The organism is Pseudomonas sp. LBUM1646 (assembly GCF_059716165.1).
The window spans coordinates 2,295,088-2,312,459 of sequence record NZ_CP166810.1 but is presented as its reverse complement, the minus strand read 5'-3'; the positions used below and the strand labels follow the sequence as shown (position 1 = coordinate 2,312,459).

At 60.6% G+C, this 17,372-nt stretch carries 15 protein-coding genes; 1 reads left to right on the top strand and 14 read right to left on the bottom strand.

The features are described 5' to 3' along the window. Positions 1–64 precede the first annotated feature (64 nt). From purF to truA, 7 genes are all read right to left on the bottom strand, one after another. Complete coding sequence (gene purF / locus ACA071_RS10380; protein WP_123512535.1) at positions 65–1,570, bottom strand: amidophosphoribosyltransferase; 1,506 nt, start codon at positions 1,568–1,570, stop codon at positions 65–67. A gap of 41 nt (positions 1,571–1,611) precedes the next feature. Continuing rightward, on the bottom strand, positions 1,612–2,172 hold the full coding sequence (locus ACA071_RS10375) for a CvpA family protein (RefSeq protein ID WP_497644221.1): 561 nt from the start codon (positions 2,170–2,172) through the stop codon (positions 1,612–1,614). 284 nt (positions 2,173–2,456) lie between these two features. Continuing rightward, entirely contained in the window at positions 2,457–3,116 is a 660-nt protein-coding gene (locus tag ACA071_RS10370) for an SPOR domain-containing protein (RefSeq protein WP_497644220.1), read from the bottom strand. Next, positions 3,100–4,407, bottom strand: coding sequence for a bifunctional tetrahydrofolate synthase/dihydrofolate synthase (gene folC / locus ACA071_RS10365; protein ID WP_497644219.1), 1,308 nt, complete (start codon positions 4,405–4,407; stop codon positions 3,100–3,102). The genes ACA071_RS10370 and folC overlap by 17 nt, the downstream gene beginning before the upstream one ends. Continuing rightward, positions 4,404–5,324: an acetyl-CoA carboxylase, carboxyltransferase subunit beta gene (accD, locus tag ACA071_RS10360; RefSeq protein WP_054052935.1), complete on the bottom strand. Its 921-nt coding sequence runs from the start codon at positions 5,322–5,324 to the stop codon at positions 4,404–4,406. The genes folC and accD overlap by 4 nt, the downstream gene beginning before the upstream one ends. A 175-nt stretch (positions 5,325–5,499) precedes the next feature. Further along, on the bottom strand, positions 5,500–6,129 hold the full coding sequence (locus ACA071_RS10355) for a phosphoribosylanthranilate isomerase (protein WP_497644218.1): 630 nt from the start codon (positions 6,127–6,129) through the stop codon (positions 5,500–5,502). Positions 6,130–6,192: 63 nt separating this feature from the next. Beyond that, a complete protein-coding gene (gene truA, locus ACA071_RS10350; protein WP_497645285.1) occupies positions 6,193–7,017 on the bottom strand; it encodes a tRNA pseudouridine(38-40) synthase TruA in 825 nt (274 codons plus the stop codon). Positions 7,018–7,193: 176 nt separating this feature from the next. Between truA and ACA071_RS10345 the strand changes: the two genes are divergently transcribed. Further along, the gene (locus tag ACA071_RS10345; protein ID WP_497644217.1) at positions 7,194–7,853 is read left to right on the top strand and encodes a M24 family metallopeptidase; all 660 of its coding nucleotides are present in this window, start codon (positions 7,194–7,196) and stop codon (positions 7,851–7,853) included. Between the two features lie 87 nt (positions 7,854–7,940). On the opposite strand, the gene ACA071_RS10340 is transcribed toward ACA071_RS10345, so the two are convergent. From ACA071_RS10340 to leuC, 7 genes are all read right to left on the bottom strand, one after another. Continuing rightward, complete coding sequence (locus ACA071_RS10340) at positions 7,941–10,577, bottom strand: motility hub landmark protein FimV (protein WP_497644216.1); 2,637 nt, start codon at positions 10,575–10,577, stop codon at positions 7,941–7,943. 208 nt (positions 10,578–10,785) lie between these two features. Beyond that, positions 10,786–11,796 carry an aspartate-semialdehyde dehydrogenase gene (locus tag ACA071_RS10335; RefSeq protein ID WP_497644215.1) on the bottom strand — a complete coding sequence of 337 codons (1,011 nt, stop codon included), beginning with the start codon at positions 11,794–11,796 and terminating at the stop codon, positions 10,786–10,788. A 265-nt stretch (positions 11,797–12,061) separates the two neighbouring features. After that, complete coding sequence (gene asd / locus ACA071_RS10330) at positions 12,062–13,174, bottom strand: aspartate-semialdehyde dehydrogenase (RefSeq protein ID WP_149658895.1); 1,113 nt, start codon at positions 13,172–13,174, stop codon at positions 12,062–12,064. Between the two features lie 69 nt (positions 13,175–13,243). Further along, positions 13,244–14,326, bottom strand: a complete 1,083-nt coding sequence (leuB, locus tag ACA071_RS10325; RefSeq protein ID WP_497644214.1) for a 3-isopropylmalate dehydrogenase — start codon at positions 14,324–14,326, stop codon at positions 13,244–13,246. A gap of 64 nt (positions 14,327–14,390) precedes the next feature. Then, entirely contained in the window at positions 14,391–15,158 is a 768-nt protein-coding gene (locus ACA071_RS10320) for a class I SAM-dependent methyltransferase (protein WP_497644213.1), read from the bottom strand. A 138-nt stretch (positions 15,159–15,296) separates the two neighbouring features. Continuing rightward, positions 15,297–15,941: a 3-isopropylmalate dehydratase small subunit gene (gene leuD, locus ACA071_RS10315; RefSeq protein WP_497644212.1), complete on the bottom strand. Its 645-nt coding sequence runs from the start codon at positions 15,939–15,941 to the stop codon at positions 15,297–15,299. A gap of 10 nt (positions 15,942–15,951) precedes the next feature. After that, positions 15,952–17,370, bottom strand: coding sequence for a 3-isopropylmalate dehydratase large subunit (leuC, locus tag ACA071_RS10310; protein WP_201202279.1), 1,419 nt, complete (start codon positions 17,368–17,370; stop codon positions 15,952–15,954). Between the last annotated feature and the right edge of the window lie 2 nt (positions 17,371–17,372).

Genomic DNA, 17,372 nt, shown 5'->3' with positions numbered 1-17,372 from the left:
GCTGTCACTCCTTGCCTTGCTCTTTTAGTAGATACAAAACCGGCCCCTCAGGGCCGGTGGTTACTCAGTTGTTATACAGATCAATGATCGCACTGACTGCCTGGGTCTTGACCTTGGAGGCATCATTACGAGCCTGCTCGATCTTGTTCAGGTAAGCCTCGTCGACGTCGCCGGTCACGTACTGGCCGTCGAACACTGCGCAATCAAACTTCTCGATCTTGATCTTGCCGCCACCGACCGCTTCGATCAAGTCAGGCAAGTCCTGATAAATCAGCCAGTCGGCGCCGATCAGGTCAGCCACGTCCTGGGTCGAACGGTTGTGGGCGATCAGCTCGTGGGCGCTCGGCATGTCGATGCCGTAGACGTTCGGGTAGCGAACGGCCGGGGCTGCGGAGCAGAAGTAGACGTTTTTCGCGCCGGCTTCACGGGCCATCTGGATGATCTGCTTGCACGTAGTACCGCGAACGATGGAGTCGTCCACCAGCATCACGTTCTTGCCGCGGAATTCCAGTTCGATGGCGTTGAGCTTCTGGCGTACGGATTTTTTCCGTGCGGCCTGACCCGGCATGATGAAGGTCCGGCCGATGTAGCGGTTCTTCACGAAGCCTTCGCGGAACTTGACGCCCAAGTGGTTCGCCAGCTCCAGGGCCGCGGTGCGGCTGGTGTCCGGGATCGGGATGACCACGTCGATGTCGTGCTCTGGGCGCTCGCGCAGGATCTTGTCGGCGAGCTTCTCACCCATACGCAGGCGGGCCTTGTAGACCGACACGCCGTCGATGATCGAGTCCGGACGCGCCAGGTAGACGTGTTCGAAGATGCACGGGGTCAGGGACGGGTTGGTCGCGCACTGACGAGTGTGCAGCTTGCCGTCTTCAGTGATGTAGACCGCTTCGCCCGGTGCCAGGTCGCGAATCAGGGTGAAACCGAGCACGTCCAGGGACACGCTTTCGGAGGCGATCATGTACTCGACGCCTTCGTCGGTGTGACGCTGACCGAAAACGATCGGGCGGATGCCGTGCGGATCGCGGAAACCGACGATGCCGTAACCGGTGACCATGGCCACGACCGCGTAACCACCGACGCAACGGTTGTGCACGTCAGTCACGGCGGCAAATACGTCTTCTTCGGTTGGCTGCAACTTGCCGCGCTGGGCCAGTTCGTGCGCGAACACGTTGAGCAGTACTTCCGAATCGGAGTTGGTGTTGACGTGGCGCAAGTCAGATTCGTAAATCTCCTTGGCCAGTTGTTCAACGTTGGTCAGGTTACCGTTGTGCGCCAAGGTAATGCCGTAAGGCGAGTTGACGTAAAACGGTTGAGCTTCGGCCGAGGTCGAGCTGCCTGCGGTCGGGTAACGCACATGGCCAATACCCATGTGACCGACCAGGCGCTGCATGTGACGCTGATGGAACACGTCACGCACCAGGCCATTGTCCTTGCGCAGGAATAACCGGCCGTCATGGCTGGTCACGATACCGGCAGCGTCCTGGCCGCGGTGCTGGAGCACGGTTAGCGCGTCATACAGCGCCTGATTGACGTTCGACTTACCGACGATACCGACGATGCCACACATGCGACGCAACCCCTACTTAATGGATCTGAACTGAACACAACTCACTGAGGCGTTTTGGCCGTCGGCAAGAGATGTTCCTTGAACGGTAGATCAGCGGGTACGCTGATACCGCTGGCAAGCCACTGACTGCTCCACCCGAGAATCAGGTTTTTGGACCAATCTGCGACCAATAAAAATTTTGGCACGAGCTGTGATTCTTTCCACCAGCTGTCCTGCTGTACCGGCCCCAGGCTCAACAGCCCGACCGCCACGACCACCAGCAACACGCCACGCGCGGCGCCGAAGGCCATGCCGAGGAATCGATCGGTCCCGGACAACCCGGTGACGCGAACCAACTCGCCGATAAGATAATTGATCATTGCGCCTACGATTAACGTGGCGACAAACATGATGGCGCAGCCCGTGATCACACGAGCCGATGGCGTTTCGATGTATCCGGCGAGGTACTCGGACAATGAACCACCGAACATCCAGGCAACAGCTCCTGCGATGATCCAGGTCACCAGCGATAATGCTTCTTTGACGAAGCCGCGGCTCAGACTGATCAATGCGGAGATGGCGACGATTGCAACGATCGCCCAGTCAACCCAGGTAAATGGCACAGTGCAGCCTACAGACGGATAAGGCGGCGCATTTTAGCAGAGCCCATGCTTATCGGTAAGCTGCGATTGTCAGTGCATTTCAAATCGGGGCGATAGTGATAACCCTTATCGAGCTGCGCCAGGCCCTGTAGCAGCTGGCGAAGCCTGCGTTCGGCTGCGCAGCAGTCGCAAATTCAGGCGCCGCGGCCTTTCAATAAGACTGCGGACGCAGGGTTTACGACTGCTTCGCAGCCGGACGCAGCCTCGCGGGCTCGGCAGCTGCTACGTAAGTTGCGGCGCTGCTGTTAGCCGCGCTCAGGCTGGAAACGTACAACAAAGCCCTTGAGCTTCTTCTGACGGTCCAGCAAGTCACGCAGACGGTCGGCTTCGGCGCGCTCGATAAGCGGCCCGACGAACACTCGATTCTTGCCGTCAGAGGCGCGGATGTAAGCGTTGTAGCCCTGACTACGCAGGTCTTTTTGCAGGCTTTCGGCACTTTCACGGCTCGACAGGCTGGCCAGTTGCACCGACCAACTGACCGACAGGCCATTGGCGTCGACGCGACTCTGGGTGGTGTCCGGTTTTGCCGGTGCGGCGGCAATCGGCTGGGCCGGTGCCGGCTTGGCGACCGGAGCAGGCGGCGGCGTCACCGGTTTAGCGGCAGGAGCCGGAGCCGAAGCTACTGGAGCAGCCGGTGCAATCGATGTCGTCGGTGCTTGCTGGTCGGCGATTTCGTCGTCGCTCGGCACCGGTTCCTGAGGCAAGGCTTGCGGTTCAGGCACCACCACCGGCTCGACCTGCACTTGCGGCATCGAAGGGGCTTGTGGCGCAGACGGCGCCTGCACCGTGATTTGACGCTGTTCGTCCTGACGGGAAAACAGCATCGGCAGGAAAATCACCGCCAGCGCCACCAATACCAGGGCACCGACCATGCGCTGTTTATACGCCTTATCCAGCAAAGCCATTTGCCGCTTCCTCCGTGGAGCGCCGGGCCAGCCATTCAAGGGCCTCGGCAACACAATAAAATGATCCAAACAACAGAATCTCGTCGTCGCTCGTCGCCAGTGCGCACTGCCCTTCCAGGGCGGCCGCCACACTGCCATAGGACGTTACCGACGCGCCAAGGTTCTGCAAGGCTGCGTGTAAATCCGCAACCGGACGCGCTCGCGGTGAATCCAGCGGCGCGACAGCCCATGACTGGACACTAGCATTCAATTCGCCGACAACACCATCCAGATCCTTGTCTGCCAGCAATCCGAATACCGCCAGACGCTTGCCAACCGGTGGGTGGCTAGCCAGGCGCCGGGCCAGATACTCGGCCGCATGGGGGTTATGCCCCACATCCAGCAACAAATTAAGCCGCTTGCCTTGCCAGTCGAACTGCCGACGATCAAGTCGACCGACGATCCGCGTCGCTTTCAGCGCTTCAATAATCTGTGCGTCCACCCACGGCAAATCGAGCAGCAGGTAAGCCTGCAATGCCAGCGCCGCGTTTTCCATTGGCAGATCCAGCAAAGGCAGATCATGCAGCTCGACCACACGCCCTTGAGCGTCCAGGCCACGCCACTGCCAGTTTTGATCAGTGATGCCGAGATCGAAATCGCGCCCACGCAGGAAAAACGGGCAAGCCAGCTCGCGCGCCTTGTCCAGCAGGGGTTGGGGAGGATTCAGATCGCCGCAGAGCGCAGGCGCACCCTGGCGGAAGATGCCGGCCTTCTCGAAGGCCACGGATTCGCGGGTATCGCCCAGGTAATCGGCGTGATCGACGCCAATGCTGGTGACCAGCGCAATGTCCGCATCGACCACGTTGACTGTGTCGAGACGCCCGCCGAGGCCGACTTCCAGCACCACCGCATCGAGTCTGGCCTGTTGAAACAGCCAGAACGCCGCCAGGGTGCCCATTTCGAAGTAGGTCAGGGACGTCTCGCCACGACCGGCCTCGACCGCAACAAACGCTTCGCACAGCTCGGCGTCAGTGGCTTCGACGCCATTGACCTGCACCCGCTCGTTGTAACGCAGCAGGTGCGGAGAATTGTAGACACCCACGTTCAGGCCCTGAGCCCGCAGCAATGAAGCCACGAACGCACAGGTGGAACCCTTGCCGTTGGTGCCAGTGACCGTGATCACCCGAGGCGCCGGCTTGCCCAGTCCCATGCGGGACGCTACCTGTTGCGAGCGCTCCAGGCCCATGTCGATGGCCGAAGGGTGCAACTGCTCAAGGTAGGCGAGCCATTCGCCAAGGGTACGTTGGGTCATATGTTGGCAGGTACCGGCGGAACCACGATCGGTTCGATCGGCGCGGCAACGAATTTCGGCGTCGGCAGACCCATCATTTGTGCCAGCAGGTTGCCCAGGCGCGGACGCAACTCCTGACGGTGAATGATCATGTCGATCGCGCCGTGTTCCAGCAGGAACTCGCTGCGCTGGAAACCTTCCGGCAACTTTTCACGCACAGTCTGCTCGATAACGCGCGGACCGGCGAAGCCGATCAGGGCTTTCGGCTCACCGACGATCACGTCGCCGAGCATCGCCAGGCTGGCGGAAACGCCGCCGTAGACCGGATCGGTCAGGACCGAGATAAACGGAATGCCTTCTTCACGCAGACGCGCCAGTACTGCGGAGGTCTTGGCCATTTGCATCAGGGAAATCAGGGCTTCCTGCATCCGCGCACCACCGGAGGCGGCGAAGCAGATCATCGGGCATTTGTTTTCCAGCGCGTAGTTGGCGGCGCGAACAAAGCGCTCACCGACGATGGCACCCATCGAACCACCCATGAAGGAGAATTCGAAGGCCGACACCACCACCGGCATGCCCAGCAGGGTGCCGCTCATGGAGATCAGGGCATCTTTTTCGCCAGTCGCTTTTTGCGCGGCGGTCAGGCGATCCTTGTACTTCTTGCCGTCGCGGAATTTCAGACGGTCAACTGGCTCCAGGTCCGCGCCCAGTTCGGCACGGCCTTCAGCGTCGAGGAAAATGTCGATGCGGGCGCGGGCGCCGATACGCATGTGGTGGTTGCACTTGGGGCAAACGTCCAGGGTCTTTTCCAGCTCCGGACGGTACAGCACAGCCTCGCAAGACGGGCATTTGTGCCACAGACCTTCAGGCACCGAGCTCTTCTTGACCTCGGAACGCATGATCGAAGGGATCAGTTTGTCTACTAACCAGTTGCTCATGCTTTCTTTCTCCAGTACCGGCGGCCCGAACGCTTTGGTTCGCAGCCCCGCGTATGCCCTTGAGCTAAATTCATGTGTGTGGCGATGATCGCCGGATGGCCGGGTCAGAAAAACTGACCTGCGTACAACCCGAAAACCCTCAGCCTCTTTTCTACAGAGCTGTGGACGGCGGCAGTTAGCCAGCCGTCACATCACGTACCGCTTTGATGAATGCCTGAATCTTTGCGTGATCCTTGATGCCCTTGCTCGCCTCTACCCCACCGCTGACGTCCACGGCATATGGCCGAACCCGGGTAATCGCCTCGGCGACGTTGTCCGGAGTCAAACCGCCCGCGAGGATAATCGGCTTGCTCAAGCCATGCGGTATCAATGACCAGTCGAACGCTTCGCCAGTTCCGCCCGGTACCCCTTCGACATACGCATCGAGCAGGATACCGCTGGCACTTGGAAACGCGTCGCACGCAGCGGCGATGTCATCCCCGGCCTTGACCCGCAGGGCCTTGATGTACGGCCGATTCCAGCTTTCGCACTCAGCTGCGGTTTCATCACCGTGAAACTGCAACAGATCCAGCGGCACCGCGTCGAGGATCTCCCCCAACTCGCAGCGACTGGCATTGACGAACAAACCCACGGTGGTCACGAACGGCGGCAAGGCCTTGATGATCGCCCTCGCCTGCGCAAACGTCACCGCCCGTGGGCTTTTGGCGTAAAACACAAACCCGATCGCATCAGCCCCTGCCTCGACCGCCGCCAACGCATCTTCTATGCGGGTAATCCCGCAAATCTTGCTGCGAACGGCTGACATGTCGATAGAACCCCAAGGCAAATCCGAGAAAGTCCCGGATGGTAACAAATGCGTTCGAGGGCGTCAGCCGTCAAGTTCGGTGAAACCGGTGAGGAAGTGCGGCCCGATGTAACGCTCGGGCAATTGGAACTCGTCGCGGTACTCCACCTGCACCAGGTACAGGCCGTACGGGTGCGCCGTCACCCCGCCGGAACGCCGAACGCGGCTCTCCAGCACTTCCTTCATCCACTCCACCGGACGCTCGCCGGCACCGATGGTCATCAGCACCCCGGCGATGTTGCGCACCATGTGGTGCAGGAAGGCGCTGGCGCGAATATCCAGCACGATCATCTTGCCGTGCCGGGTGACGCGCAGGTGGTGCAATTCCTTGATTGGCGACTTGGCCTGGCATTGCCCTGCACGAAAAGCGCTGAAGTCATGGATACCGACCAGATACTGCGCGGCTTCGGCCATGCCCTCGACGTCCAGCGGACGATGGTTCCAGGTGATTTCTTCGTTCAGGTGCGCCGGGCGGATCTGATCGTTGTAGATCACGTAGCGATAACGCCGGGCGATGGCCTTGAAGCGCGCATGAAAGTGCGGCGGCATGACCTGGGCCCAGCTGACGCTGACGTCGTGGGGCAAATTGATATTGGCGCCCATGACCCAGGCTTTCAGGGAACGCTCGACCTGGGTATCGAAATGCACCACCTGGCCGCAGGCATGCACGCCCGCATCGGTGCGCCCGGCGCAATGCAACGACACCGGTGAATCGGCGACTTTGGACAAGGCTTTTTCGAGGGTTTCCTGCACCGTCAGCACGCCAGAGGCCTGACGCTGCCAGCCGCGAAAACGCGAGCCTTTGTATTCAACGCCCAACGCGATCCGGAAAAAGCCGTCAGCCGCCATTTCGGCGGCCGGATTATCTATATTTGCCAAGGGGTGACAGCCTGCTGATGTACGCAAAGGCGGGCATTATAAGGCCGCAGGTCCGGTACGCCAGCGCTGTGTGCCATTGCATCACGCCCATCGACTTCGCTATATAGATAACTACACAACGAAAACACGACAACCGAGACCTGATGATGACCGCCACTTTAAACAAGGAAGCCGTCGGCCTGGCGTATAGCCTGGAAGGCATGCTCCACGCCAAACGCAAGACCTGGGAAGCCATCGACGAAATGGCCCGACGCGTCAAACCCGGCATGCTGGAATCCGAAGCCCAGGCGATGAGCCTTGAAGTGTTGAACGAACAGGGCATGGACCGCATCTGGCACCCGTCGAAAATCCGTTTCGGCGAAAACACCCTGAAAACCTTCAAGCAGCGCTCCGACGGCGATCCGGTGCTGGCTGAAAACGATATTTTCTTTATTGACCTGGGCGTGGTCTGGGACCGCCATGAAGGCGACTCGGGCGCGACGTTCACCGTCGGCGATGACCCGCAGATGAAAGCGTGCGCCGTGGCGGCAAAAACCCTGTTCGATCAGGTCCACAATTACTGGCGCACAAGGCAGGTGGCTGGCCCTGAGTTGTACCGCTACGCCGACGAACAGGCCACAGCGATGGGCTGGAAGTTGAATTTGGAGATCAAGGGGCATCGGGTCAGTGATTTCCCGCATGCGATCTATCGCGCCGGGGATTTGGGCAATTTCGAGGACTGCCCGAATGTGGGGCTGTGGATTCTGGAGATCCAGATTGCCCACCCTACCCGACCGTTCGGGGCGTTTTATGAGGATTTGTTGTAGGAGCTGCCGAAGGCTGCGATCTTTTTGCTTCCCCAACAAAAACGGCAACCTCGAAAGGCTGCCGTTTTTTTTACAACTTACTGACCATCAAGCCAGACGCGAAAGCATTTCCTTGGCTTCGCTCTTCTGCCCTGCATCACCCTCGGTCACTACTTCGTTGAGGATGTCCCGGGCGCCGTCGTTGTCGCCCATGTCGATGTAGGCCTGGGCCAGATCGAGCTTGGTAGCGACTTCGTCGGTGCCGGAGAGGAAATCGAAGTCCGGCTCGTCAGCCATGGAAGCGGCCGCATCTTCGGCGGTGAAGGTTGGCTCACCCATGCTCTGGGACAAGCGATCCAACTCGGCGTTAACGTCATCCAGTTCAGCCGCAAACGCATCCTTCGGCTCCGGGACGTCCATTTCGTCAGCCAGGGACAGGTCGAAATCGGCCGGCAATTCCAGGTCGTCCAGCGCCGCTTCGGTCACGGCTGGCGCTTCGACGGGAGGCAGGTCCTTGACACCCTCATCCAGGTCCAGCAGGAAGTCGTCTTCGGCCAGAGTCGCTGGCGAAGCATCGCCACCCAAGTCCAGATCCAGATCGAAGTCCGACAGGTCGTCGAGGTTTTCCTTGATGTCGGTCTGCTGTTGCAGCACCGATTCAAAGCTCAGGTCGTCGTCCAGAGGGAATTCGTCCAGTTCCGCCAAGGCTTCCGGTTCCGGTGCCGGAGCAACCACCGCCGGAGAAACGTTTTCCAGATCATCCAGGCTCAAGTCGAAGGCGCTGTCGAGATCATCGGCGGCCGGAGCCGGTGCCGGAACTTCAGGCTCATCCAGCAGCAGGTCTTTGACGTACTGGGCGTCCAGTTCGGCGGCGATGGCGGCGGCAGCGATACCACCGGCCGCGGCGAGTGCCATGGCCGGGAAACGACTTTTCAGTTGCTCGACCTGGGCGAAGTTATCGCCATTGGCCACCAGCTGACGCTCCTGGGCCACGAATGCATCACGATCGCCTTGCTGACCGTAGACTTCCATCAGTTTCAGACGCAGGTCACTGCGTTGCGGCTCCTGCTTGATGCCGTCTTCGAGCAACGCAGCCGCCTGATTCAGACGACCGGCGGTGATGTGCGACTGGGCGTGAGTCAGGACGTCGTCATTGCGTTCGGCGGCCGGGGAAACCAGCGGCGCGGCAATCACTGGGGCGACCACGACTGGCTCAATGATCGGAGCCGGAGCGGGTGCCGGCGCCGGAGCAGGCGTCTTGGCAAGTTTCACGGCTGGCGGCGGCACTTCAAGGCCTTCGAAGCTGCTTTCCGGCAAGTCTTGCTCGGGGGAAAACTCCTGCTCTTCAGCCAAGGCACGCGCCATGCGCAGATGCTTTTCGGCTTCTTGCTGGGCTTTGCGGCGACGGGCCAGCAGCAACAGCAACAGCAGCAGGACGATTGCCCCGCCGCCCACCAGACCCAGCAGGACCGGATTGGTCAGCAGGTCGTTGAACTTCTGGTCGTCGGACGCCGCAGGCGCTGGTTCGACTGGCGTTTCAGCCGGAGCCGGCGTGGCCTCGGGTGCCGTCACCACAGGTGCAGGCGTGGCTGGAGCCGCTTCCGTCGGGGTTGCCGCCGGTGTCGGAACAGGCGCCAGCTCGGCCGAGATCGCCGGAGCAGTAGCCGCCGCTGGTGCCGCCGGAGCAGCACCATCAGCCTGCAGCTTGGCCAGTTGATTGTTTTTCAGTTCGATCAGGCGTTGCAGCTTGTCCAGCTGACTTTGCAGATCGGTCATACGGCTTTTCAGTTCGGCGTTGTCACGACGGGTCGTGTCGAGGCTTTCCTGGGTCACCGCCAGTTTGTTGCTCAGATTCTTCGCATCGCCAGCGGCACCTTTACGGCCCTTGCCAGGTTCGCCAGACACCAGGCTCAGATTATCTTTCGCGGCCTGGGTCGAAGCGGTATCGCCGCGACCGCGCTTGGTGGCATCGAGTTGCTGCTGGCCGGTGCCAGGCTTGGCCACATAACGACGGCCCTGACGCCACGCGGTGTTCTGCGCGGCGACTTCAGCGATCGCCTTGGGTTGCGGCAGGCTGGTGGTCTGCACCTGATCCGGCATGCGCAGGACCTGGCCGGTTTTCAGCAGGTTGATGTTGCCGTTGATAAAGGCATCCGGGTTCAACGCCTGAATAGCCAGCATGGTTTGCTGCACCGAACCGCCATTGCGCGCCTTGGCCGCGATTTCCCACAGGGTATCGCGCGGCGTGGTGGTGTAGGTCGATGGCTTGGTGGCGCCGGTGGTTGGCGCGGTGACCGCTTGGGCCGGCGCAGGTTGCGCAGCGGCATCGGCGGTTTGCGGCGAGAATTTGGACGGATCGAGCAGCACGCTGTAATCGCGCAGCAGGCGACCGTTAGGCCACATCACCTGAACGAGGAATTTCACCATCGGCTCGGAGAGCGGTTTGCTGGAGGTCACGCGCAGGATGCTTTTGCCGCTGGCGTTGAGCACCGGGGTGAAGGTCAGGTCGTTGAGAAACGCCTGGCGATCGACACCGGCCTTGGCGAAATCATCCGGCGAGGCCAGGCTCGGCACCACTTCGGCAGCGGTGAGGTCCTTGACGTCGAGCAGCTCGATTTCGGCCACCAGGGGCTGGTTCAGCGTCGACTTCAGGGTCAGTTCCCCGAGCCCGAGGGCATGCGCCATACCGGAGGACAGCGCCGAGGCGGCCGCTATTGCTAACACCAGTTTGCGAACTTGAACCATAGCCTCATCCTTTGTTTGAACATTCCTCGGCCAGCGAGAAGGTATTGAAAGTCGCTGCCGTAAGGCATTGCGCGCGGCGGCGAAGGGTCGTCGCGCGCGATCATTTCTTTGCTGCCCGGAAAGTCCCACAAGGTGACTCGCCGTCAAGCACTCCGGCCAAGCATAGCGCTCGGCTAGAATCATTCGACAAATTGTTGCCAAGTATCTTTTACAGCAGGTCTTTTATCAACAATTCAGCCACCTGCACAGCATTGAGCGCGGCGCCCTTGCGTACGTTATCTGACGTCAGCCACAAATTAAGTTCCGACAGGTCGTCGACACCGCTGCGAACCCGACCAACGTAGACCACATCCTGCCCTACCGCGTCACCCACGGCTGTCGGGTAATCGCCGGCTTCTACCAGCTCGATGCCCGGCGCGTCTTCCAGGGCGGCGTTGACTTTGGCCAGGTCGACAGCACTCGATGACTGCAAGGTCACGCTAAAGCTATCGCCAAAAAACACCGGGGCTTGAATGCAAGTTGCGGAAATCTTTAATAAAGGCAGCGCCATGACCTGACGCAGCTCCCGCACCAGGCGTTTTTCCAGCAGCGTATGGCCTTGCTCATCGGGTTTTCCGACCTGAGCCAACAGGTTGAAGGCCATCTGCCGATCGAAAAACGTCGGCTCCAGCGGACGCACGTTAAGCAACTCGGCAGTTTGACGGGCCAGTTCGGTGACCGCTTCGCGGCCCTGGGCAGAGACGGCCAGGCTGGCGGTGACGTTGATGCGTTGCAGGTCGATGACTTCGAGCAACGGCGCAAGGACCACGGCCAAGGTGGTGGCCGACGGGCTCGGGCTGCTGACCTGGAACGGTTTTTTCAGACCGGCCAGCACTTGGGCGTTGGCTTCTGGCACCACTTGCGGTGCTTCATCCGCTGGCAAAGCGCCGGACAGGTCAATCAGCGAGCAACCGGCAGCGCGGGCGCGGGAGGCGAAACTCAGGGTCACGGCAGGGCCAGCCGCGAAAAATACCAACTGCACCTTGCTGAAATCGAACTCATCGACTTCGCGCACCCGCACATTCTTGCCGCGAAACGGCACCGAATGTCCGGCGGATTCACTGCTGGCCAGCAGGTGCAGGTTGCCGACCGGGAAATCCCGCTCTTCGAGAATCTGCACCAGCGTTTCGCCGACAGTACCGGTGGCGCCGATCACGGCAATATCGAAGGACTGGCTCATGGTTCTACCTCTGGCGAAACGGGGGGAGCGGCACTTTACCGGGTGGGTGGCGTGCAGGCAATTTCTGCCACCCCGATCGCCCCTGATCGTTCCCACGCTCTGCGTGGGAATGCCGCCAGGGACGCTCCGCGTTCCGCCTCTGAATGTGACGCGGAGCGTCACGGGATGCATTCCCACGCAGAGCGTGGGAACGAGCAGGCGATCAGTGGGAATAAAAAAACCCGCACCTCTTTCAAGGCACGGGTTCTTGCATTACTTCAACCGATCAACGCTCAAGCAGGATCCGCAGCATGCGACGCAGCGGTTCGGCCGCGCCCCACAGCAGTTGGTCGCCCACAGTGAACGCGCCCAGGTACTGAGTGCCCATGTTCAGCTTGCGCAGACGGCCAACCGGTACGTTCAGGGTGCCGGTGACTTTCGTCGGGCTCAGTTCCTGAATGCTGGCTTCGCGGCTGTTCGGCACCAGTTTGACCCAAGGGTTGTGCTGGCTGATCAGCCCTTCGATGTCGGCGATCGGCACGTCTTTGTTCAGCTTGATGGTCAGCGCCTGGCTGTGGCAACGCATGGCGCCGATGCGCACGCAGATGCCATCGACCGGGATCGGGCTCTTGAAGCGGCCAAGGATCTTGTTGGTCTCGGCCTGGGCCTTCCACTCTTCGCGGCTCTGGCCGTTCGGCAGTTCCTTGTCGATCCACGGGATCAGGCTGCCGGCCAGCGGAACACCGAAGTTTTCGGTCGGGTACGCGTCGCTGCGCATGGCTTCGGCCACACGCCGGTCGATGTCGAGGATCGCGCTGGCTGGATCCGCCAGTTGATCGGCGACAGCGGCATGGGTCGCGCCCATTTGCTTGATCAGTTCACGCATGTTCTGCGCGCCGGCACCAGAGGCCGCCTGATAGGTCATGGCACTCATCCACTCGACCAGACCGGCTTCGAACAGACCGCCCAGGCCCATCAGCATCAGGCTGACGGTGCAGTTGCCGCCGATGTAGTTCTTGGTGCCCGCATCGAGCTGCTGGTCGATGACCTTGCGGTTCACCGGGTCCAGTACGATCACTGCGTCGTCCTGCATGCGCAGGCTGGAGGCGGCGTCGATCCAGTAACCCTGCCAGCCGGCTTCGCGCAGTTTCGGGAACACTTCGCTGGTGTAGTCGCCACCCTGGCAGGTCAGAATCACGTCGAGGGTTTTCAGCTCTTCAATGCTGTAAGCGTCTTTGAGCGGAGCAATGTCCTTGCCCACGGACGGGCCTTGGCCACCGACATTGGAAGTGGTGAAAAACACCGGCTCGATAAGATCGAAATCCTGCTCTTCCAGCATCCGCTGCATGAGCACGGAACCGACCATACCGCGCCAACCGATCAGACCTACACGTTTCATCGCAACTACACCTTCTTGAAAAAGTGGGCCGCTGCTTTCATGGGTGAAAGTGGCAGCGGGCCCGAGAGATTACAGATTCCGCAGCGCGGCGACTACTGCGTCGCCCATTTCCTGCGTACCGACTTTAGTGCAACCGTTCGACCAGATGTCGCCGGTGCGCAGGCCCTGGTCCAATACCAGACTGACGGCCTTTTCGATGGCATCGGCTGCGTCCTGCAGATTGAAGCTGTAACGCAGCATCATCGACACCGACAGAATCGTTGCCAACGGGTTGGCAATGCCTTTGCCCGCGATGTCCGGCGCCGAACCGTGGCACGGCTCGTACATGCCTTTATTGTTGGTGTCCAAAGATGCCGATGGCAGCATGCCGATGGAACCGGTGAGCATCGACGCCTGGTCGGACAGGATGTCGCCGAACAGGTTGTCAGTGACAATCACGTCGAACTGCTTCGGTGCACGTACCAGCTGCATGGCGGCGTTGTCGACGTACATGTGGCTCAGTTCGACTTCCGGGTAATCCTTGGCCACTTGCTCGACGATTTCACGCCACAGTTGGCTGGACGCCAGCACGTTGGCCTTGTCCACCGAGCACAGCTTTTTGCTGCGGACCATGGCCATGTCGAAACCGACACGGGCGATGCGGCGGATTTCGCTTTCGCTGTATGGCAGGGTGTCGTAAGCCTGGCGCTCGCCGTTTTCCAGAACACGAGTGCCACGTGGCGAACCGAAGTAGATGCCGCCGGTCAGTTCACGGACGATCAGGATGTCCAGGCCAGCGACGATTTCAGGCTTGAGGCTGGAAGCCTCGGCCAGCTGCGGATAGAGGATCGCCGGGCGCAGGTTGCCGAACAGGCCCAGTTGCGCACGAATCTTCAGCAGACCGCGTTCAGGGCGGATGTCACGCTCGATGGTGTCCCATTTCGGCCCGCCCACGGCGCCCAGCAGTACGGCGTCAGCAGCTCGTGCGCGGTCCAGGGTTTCGTCAGCCAGGGGCACGCCGTGCTTGTCGATGGCGGCGCCGCCGATCACGTCGTGGCTCAGCTCGAAGCCCAGGCTGTACTTGGTGTTGGCCAGTTCCAGAACCTTGACGGCTTCGGCCATGATTTCCGGGCCAATACCGTCACCTGGGAGAATCAGAATCTGCTTGCTCATGCTTTCCTCATGTCATCAGTCGGTGCGCCTTGGGCGCTCCCGGAAAAATTCTATCGTTCCGCGCTTATCGTTCGGCCATCAGCACCAGTACATCTGTACTGAACGAACCATCGGCCTCAATCTCAAAATATTCGCGCACTTCGTTGCCCATCGACTTCTGCAATTCGAGAATCGCGGCGCGCATGACTTCTGGCGTGCGCATGCGCTCGACCCACGAGGTGTACTCCAGTCGCAGCCGTTGACGCGTGGTGCTGCGGGTATGCAGTCCCGCTTCGCTGACCTGACGCAACCACTCGCCGGCGGAATAATCGCGCACGTGACTGGTGTCGCGCAGCACTTCAACACTTTGCAGGTACGTGTCGAACAACGGACTGCCCGGCGACAACACGTCGACAAACGCCGCTACCCCGCCCGGTTTCAGCACCCGGCGCACTTCCCGCAGGGCCAGGCCAAGATCGCTCCAATGGTGCGCCGAATAACGGCTGAACACGAAGTCGAACTCGCCATCGGCGAATGGCAGGCGCTCGGCGGCACCGTTAACGGTGGTGACATTGCTGAAACCACGGTCAATAGCCGCGGCAGCGACCACGTCAAGCATTTGCTGGGACAGGTCGTAGGCCACCACTTCCTTCACCAGCGACGCCACGTGAAAACTCACATGACCGGCGCCGCAACCCAGGTCCAGCACGCGGGCCTCGCCCTGCCCGGCCAGTTCAGCCTGTAGCAGCGCGAATTCGGTGCCTTGAGCGTGAACGGCGCTGCTCAGGTAGGCCGAGGCCTGTTCACCGAATTGCTTTTGTACGACTTGGCTGTGCTGGGCGGTGCTGGTCATGGGGACTTCCTTTTTGGGGTGAGTCTTGCGGTGTTTGGGCGGCCCTCTTCGCGGGCAAGCCTCGCTCCTACAGGGGAATGCATTTCAACCGTAGGAGCGAGGCTTGCCCGCGAAGGCGTCATCACGCCTTACACAAAATCAAACGTCGCGAAACAACCACGGCTGGCTCGCCCGGTGCTTGCTCTCAAACGTTGCAATCGCTTCGTGGTCCATCAATGTCAGACCAATATCGTCCAGACCGTTAACCAGACAATGCTTGCGGAACTCGTCCAGTTCAAAGCGATAGGTCTTGCCATCTGGCCGGGTCACGGTCTGGGCTTGCAGATCGACCGTCAGCTCATAGCCAGGATTGGCCTCAACCTGCTGGAACAACTCATCCACTTCAGCGTCGCTCAAGATGATCGGCAGCAAGCCGTTCTTGAAGCTGTTGTTGTAGAAAATGTCGGCGTAGCTCGGCGCGATGATGCTGCGGAAACCGTACTCTTCCAGCGCCCACGGCGCGTGTTCGCGGCTGGAGCCGCAACCGAAGTTTTCCCGGGCCAGCAGCACGCTGGCGCCTTGGTAACGCTCGGCGTTGAGCACGAAATCCTTGTTCAGCGGACGCTTGGAGTTGTCCTGGTAGGCGTAGCCCACGTCCAGGTAGCGCCACTCGTCAAACAGGTTCGGGCCAAAACCGGTGCGTTTGATCGACTTCAGAAACTGCTTCGGAATGATCTGGTCGGTGTCGACGTTGGCCCGGTCCAATGGCGCGACCAAACCGGTGTGTTGGGTAAAAGCTCTCATGTGCGGTTCCTCAGATCAGTTCGCGAACGTCGATGAAACGACCGTTGACGGCAGCGGCAGCGGCCATCGCCGGGCTGACCAGGTGCGTACGGCCACCGGCGCCCTGACGCCCTTCGAAGTTGCGGTTGGAGGTCGAGGCGCAATGCTCGCCCGATTCCAAACGGTCCGGGTTCATCGCCAGGCACATCGAGCAACCCGGTTCACGCCACTCGAAACCGGCCTCGAGGAAAATCTTGTCCAAGCCTTCAGCCTCGGCTTGCGCCTTCACCAGGCCCGAGCCCGGCACCACGATGGCTTGCTTGATGGTCGAAGCGACTTTGCGGCCCTTGGCGATCACCGCCGCGGCGCGCAGGTCTTCGATCCGCGAGTTGGTGCAGGAACCGATAAATACACGGTCCAGTTGAATGTCGGTGATCGCCTGATTGGCGCTCAAACCCATGTACTTCAAGGCGCGTTCGATGGAACCGCGTTTGACCAGGTCCATTTCCTTCGCCGGGTCCGGCACGTTCTGATCAACGGCCAAGACCATCTCGGGCGAGGTGCCCCAGCTGACTTGTGGCTTGATCTGTGCGGCGTCGAGCTCAACCACGGTGTCGAACACCGCATCGGCGTCGGAGACCAAATCTTTCCAGGCTTCGACCGCCATGTCCCATTCCGCGCCTTTCGGGGCGAATGGACGGCCCTTGACGTATTCCACGGTTTTTTCGTCGGCGGCCACCAGGCCAACACGGGCGCCGGCCTCGATGGACATGTTGCAAATGGTCATGCGGCCTTCAACGGACAAGTCGCGAATCGCGCTGCCGGCGAACTCGATGGCATGGCCGTTACCGCCGGCGGTGCCAATCTTGCCGATGACCGCGAGGACGATGTCCTTGGCAGTCACGCCGAACGGCAATTTGCCTTCGACGGATACCAGCATGTTTTTCATTTTCTTGGCGACCAGGCACTGCGTGGCGAACACGTGCTCGACCTCGGAAGTGCCGATGCCGTGAGCCAAGGCGCCGAATGCGCCGTGGGTCGAGGTGTGCGAGTCGCCGCAGACCACGGTCATACCCGGCAAGGTCGCGCCCTGCTCCGGGCCGATCACGTGAACGATGCCCTGGCGCACGTCATTCATTTTGAATTCGGTGATGCCATATTCGTCGCAGTAGTCGTCGAGGGTCTGAACCTGCAAACGCGAGACCTGGTCGGTAATCGCTTCGATACCGCCCTTGCGATCCGGGGTGGTCGGCACGTTGTGGTCCGGAGTGGCGATGATCGAGTCGACGCGCCAAGGCTTGCGCCCGGCCAGGCGCAGGCCTTCGAAAGCTTGGGGCGAAGTCACTTCATGGATGATGTGGCGGTCGATGTAGATCAGCGACGACCCATCGTCGCGCCGTTTCACTTCATGGGAATCCCAGAGCTTGTCGTAAAGCGTTTTGCCGGCCATCA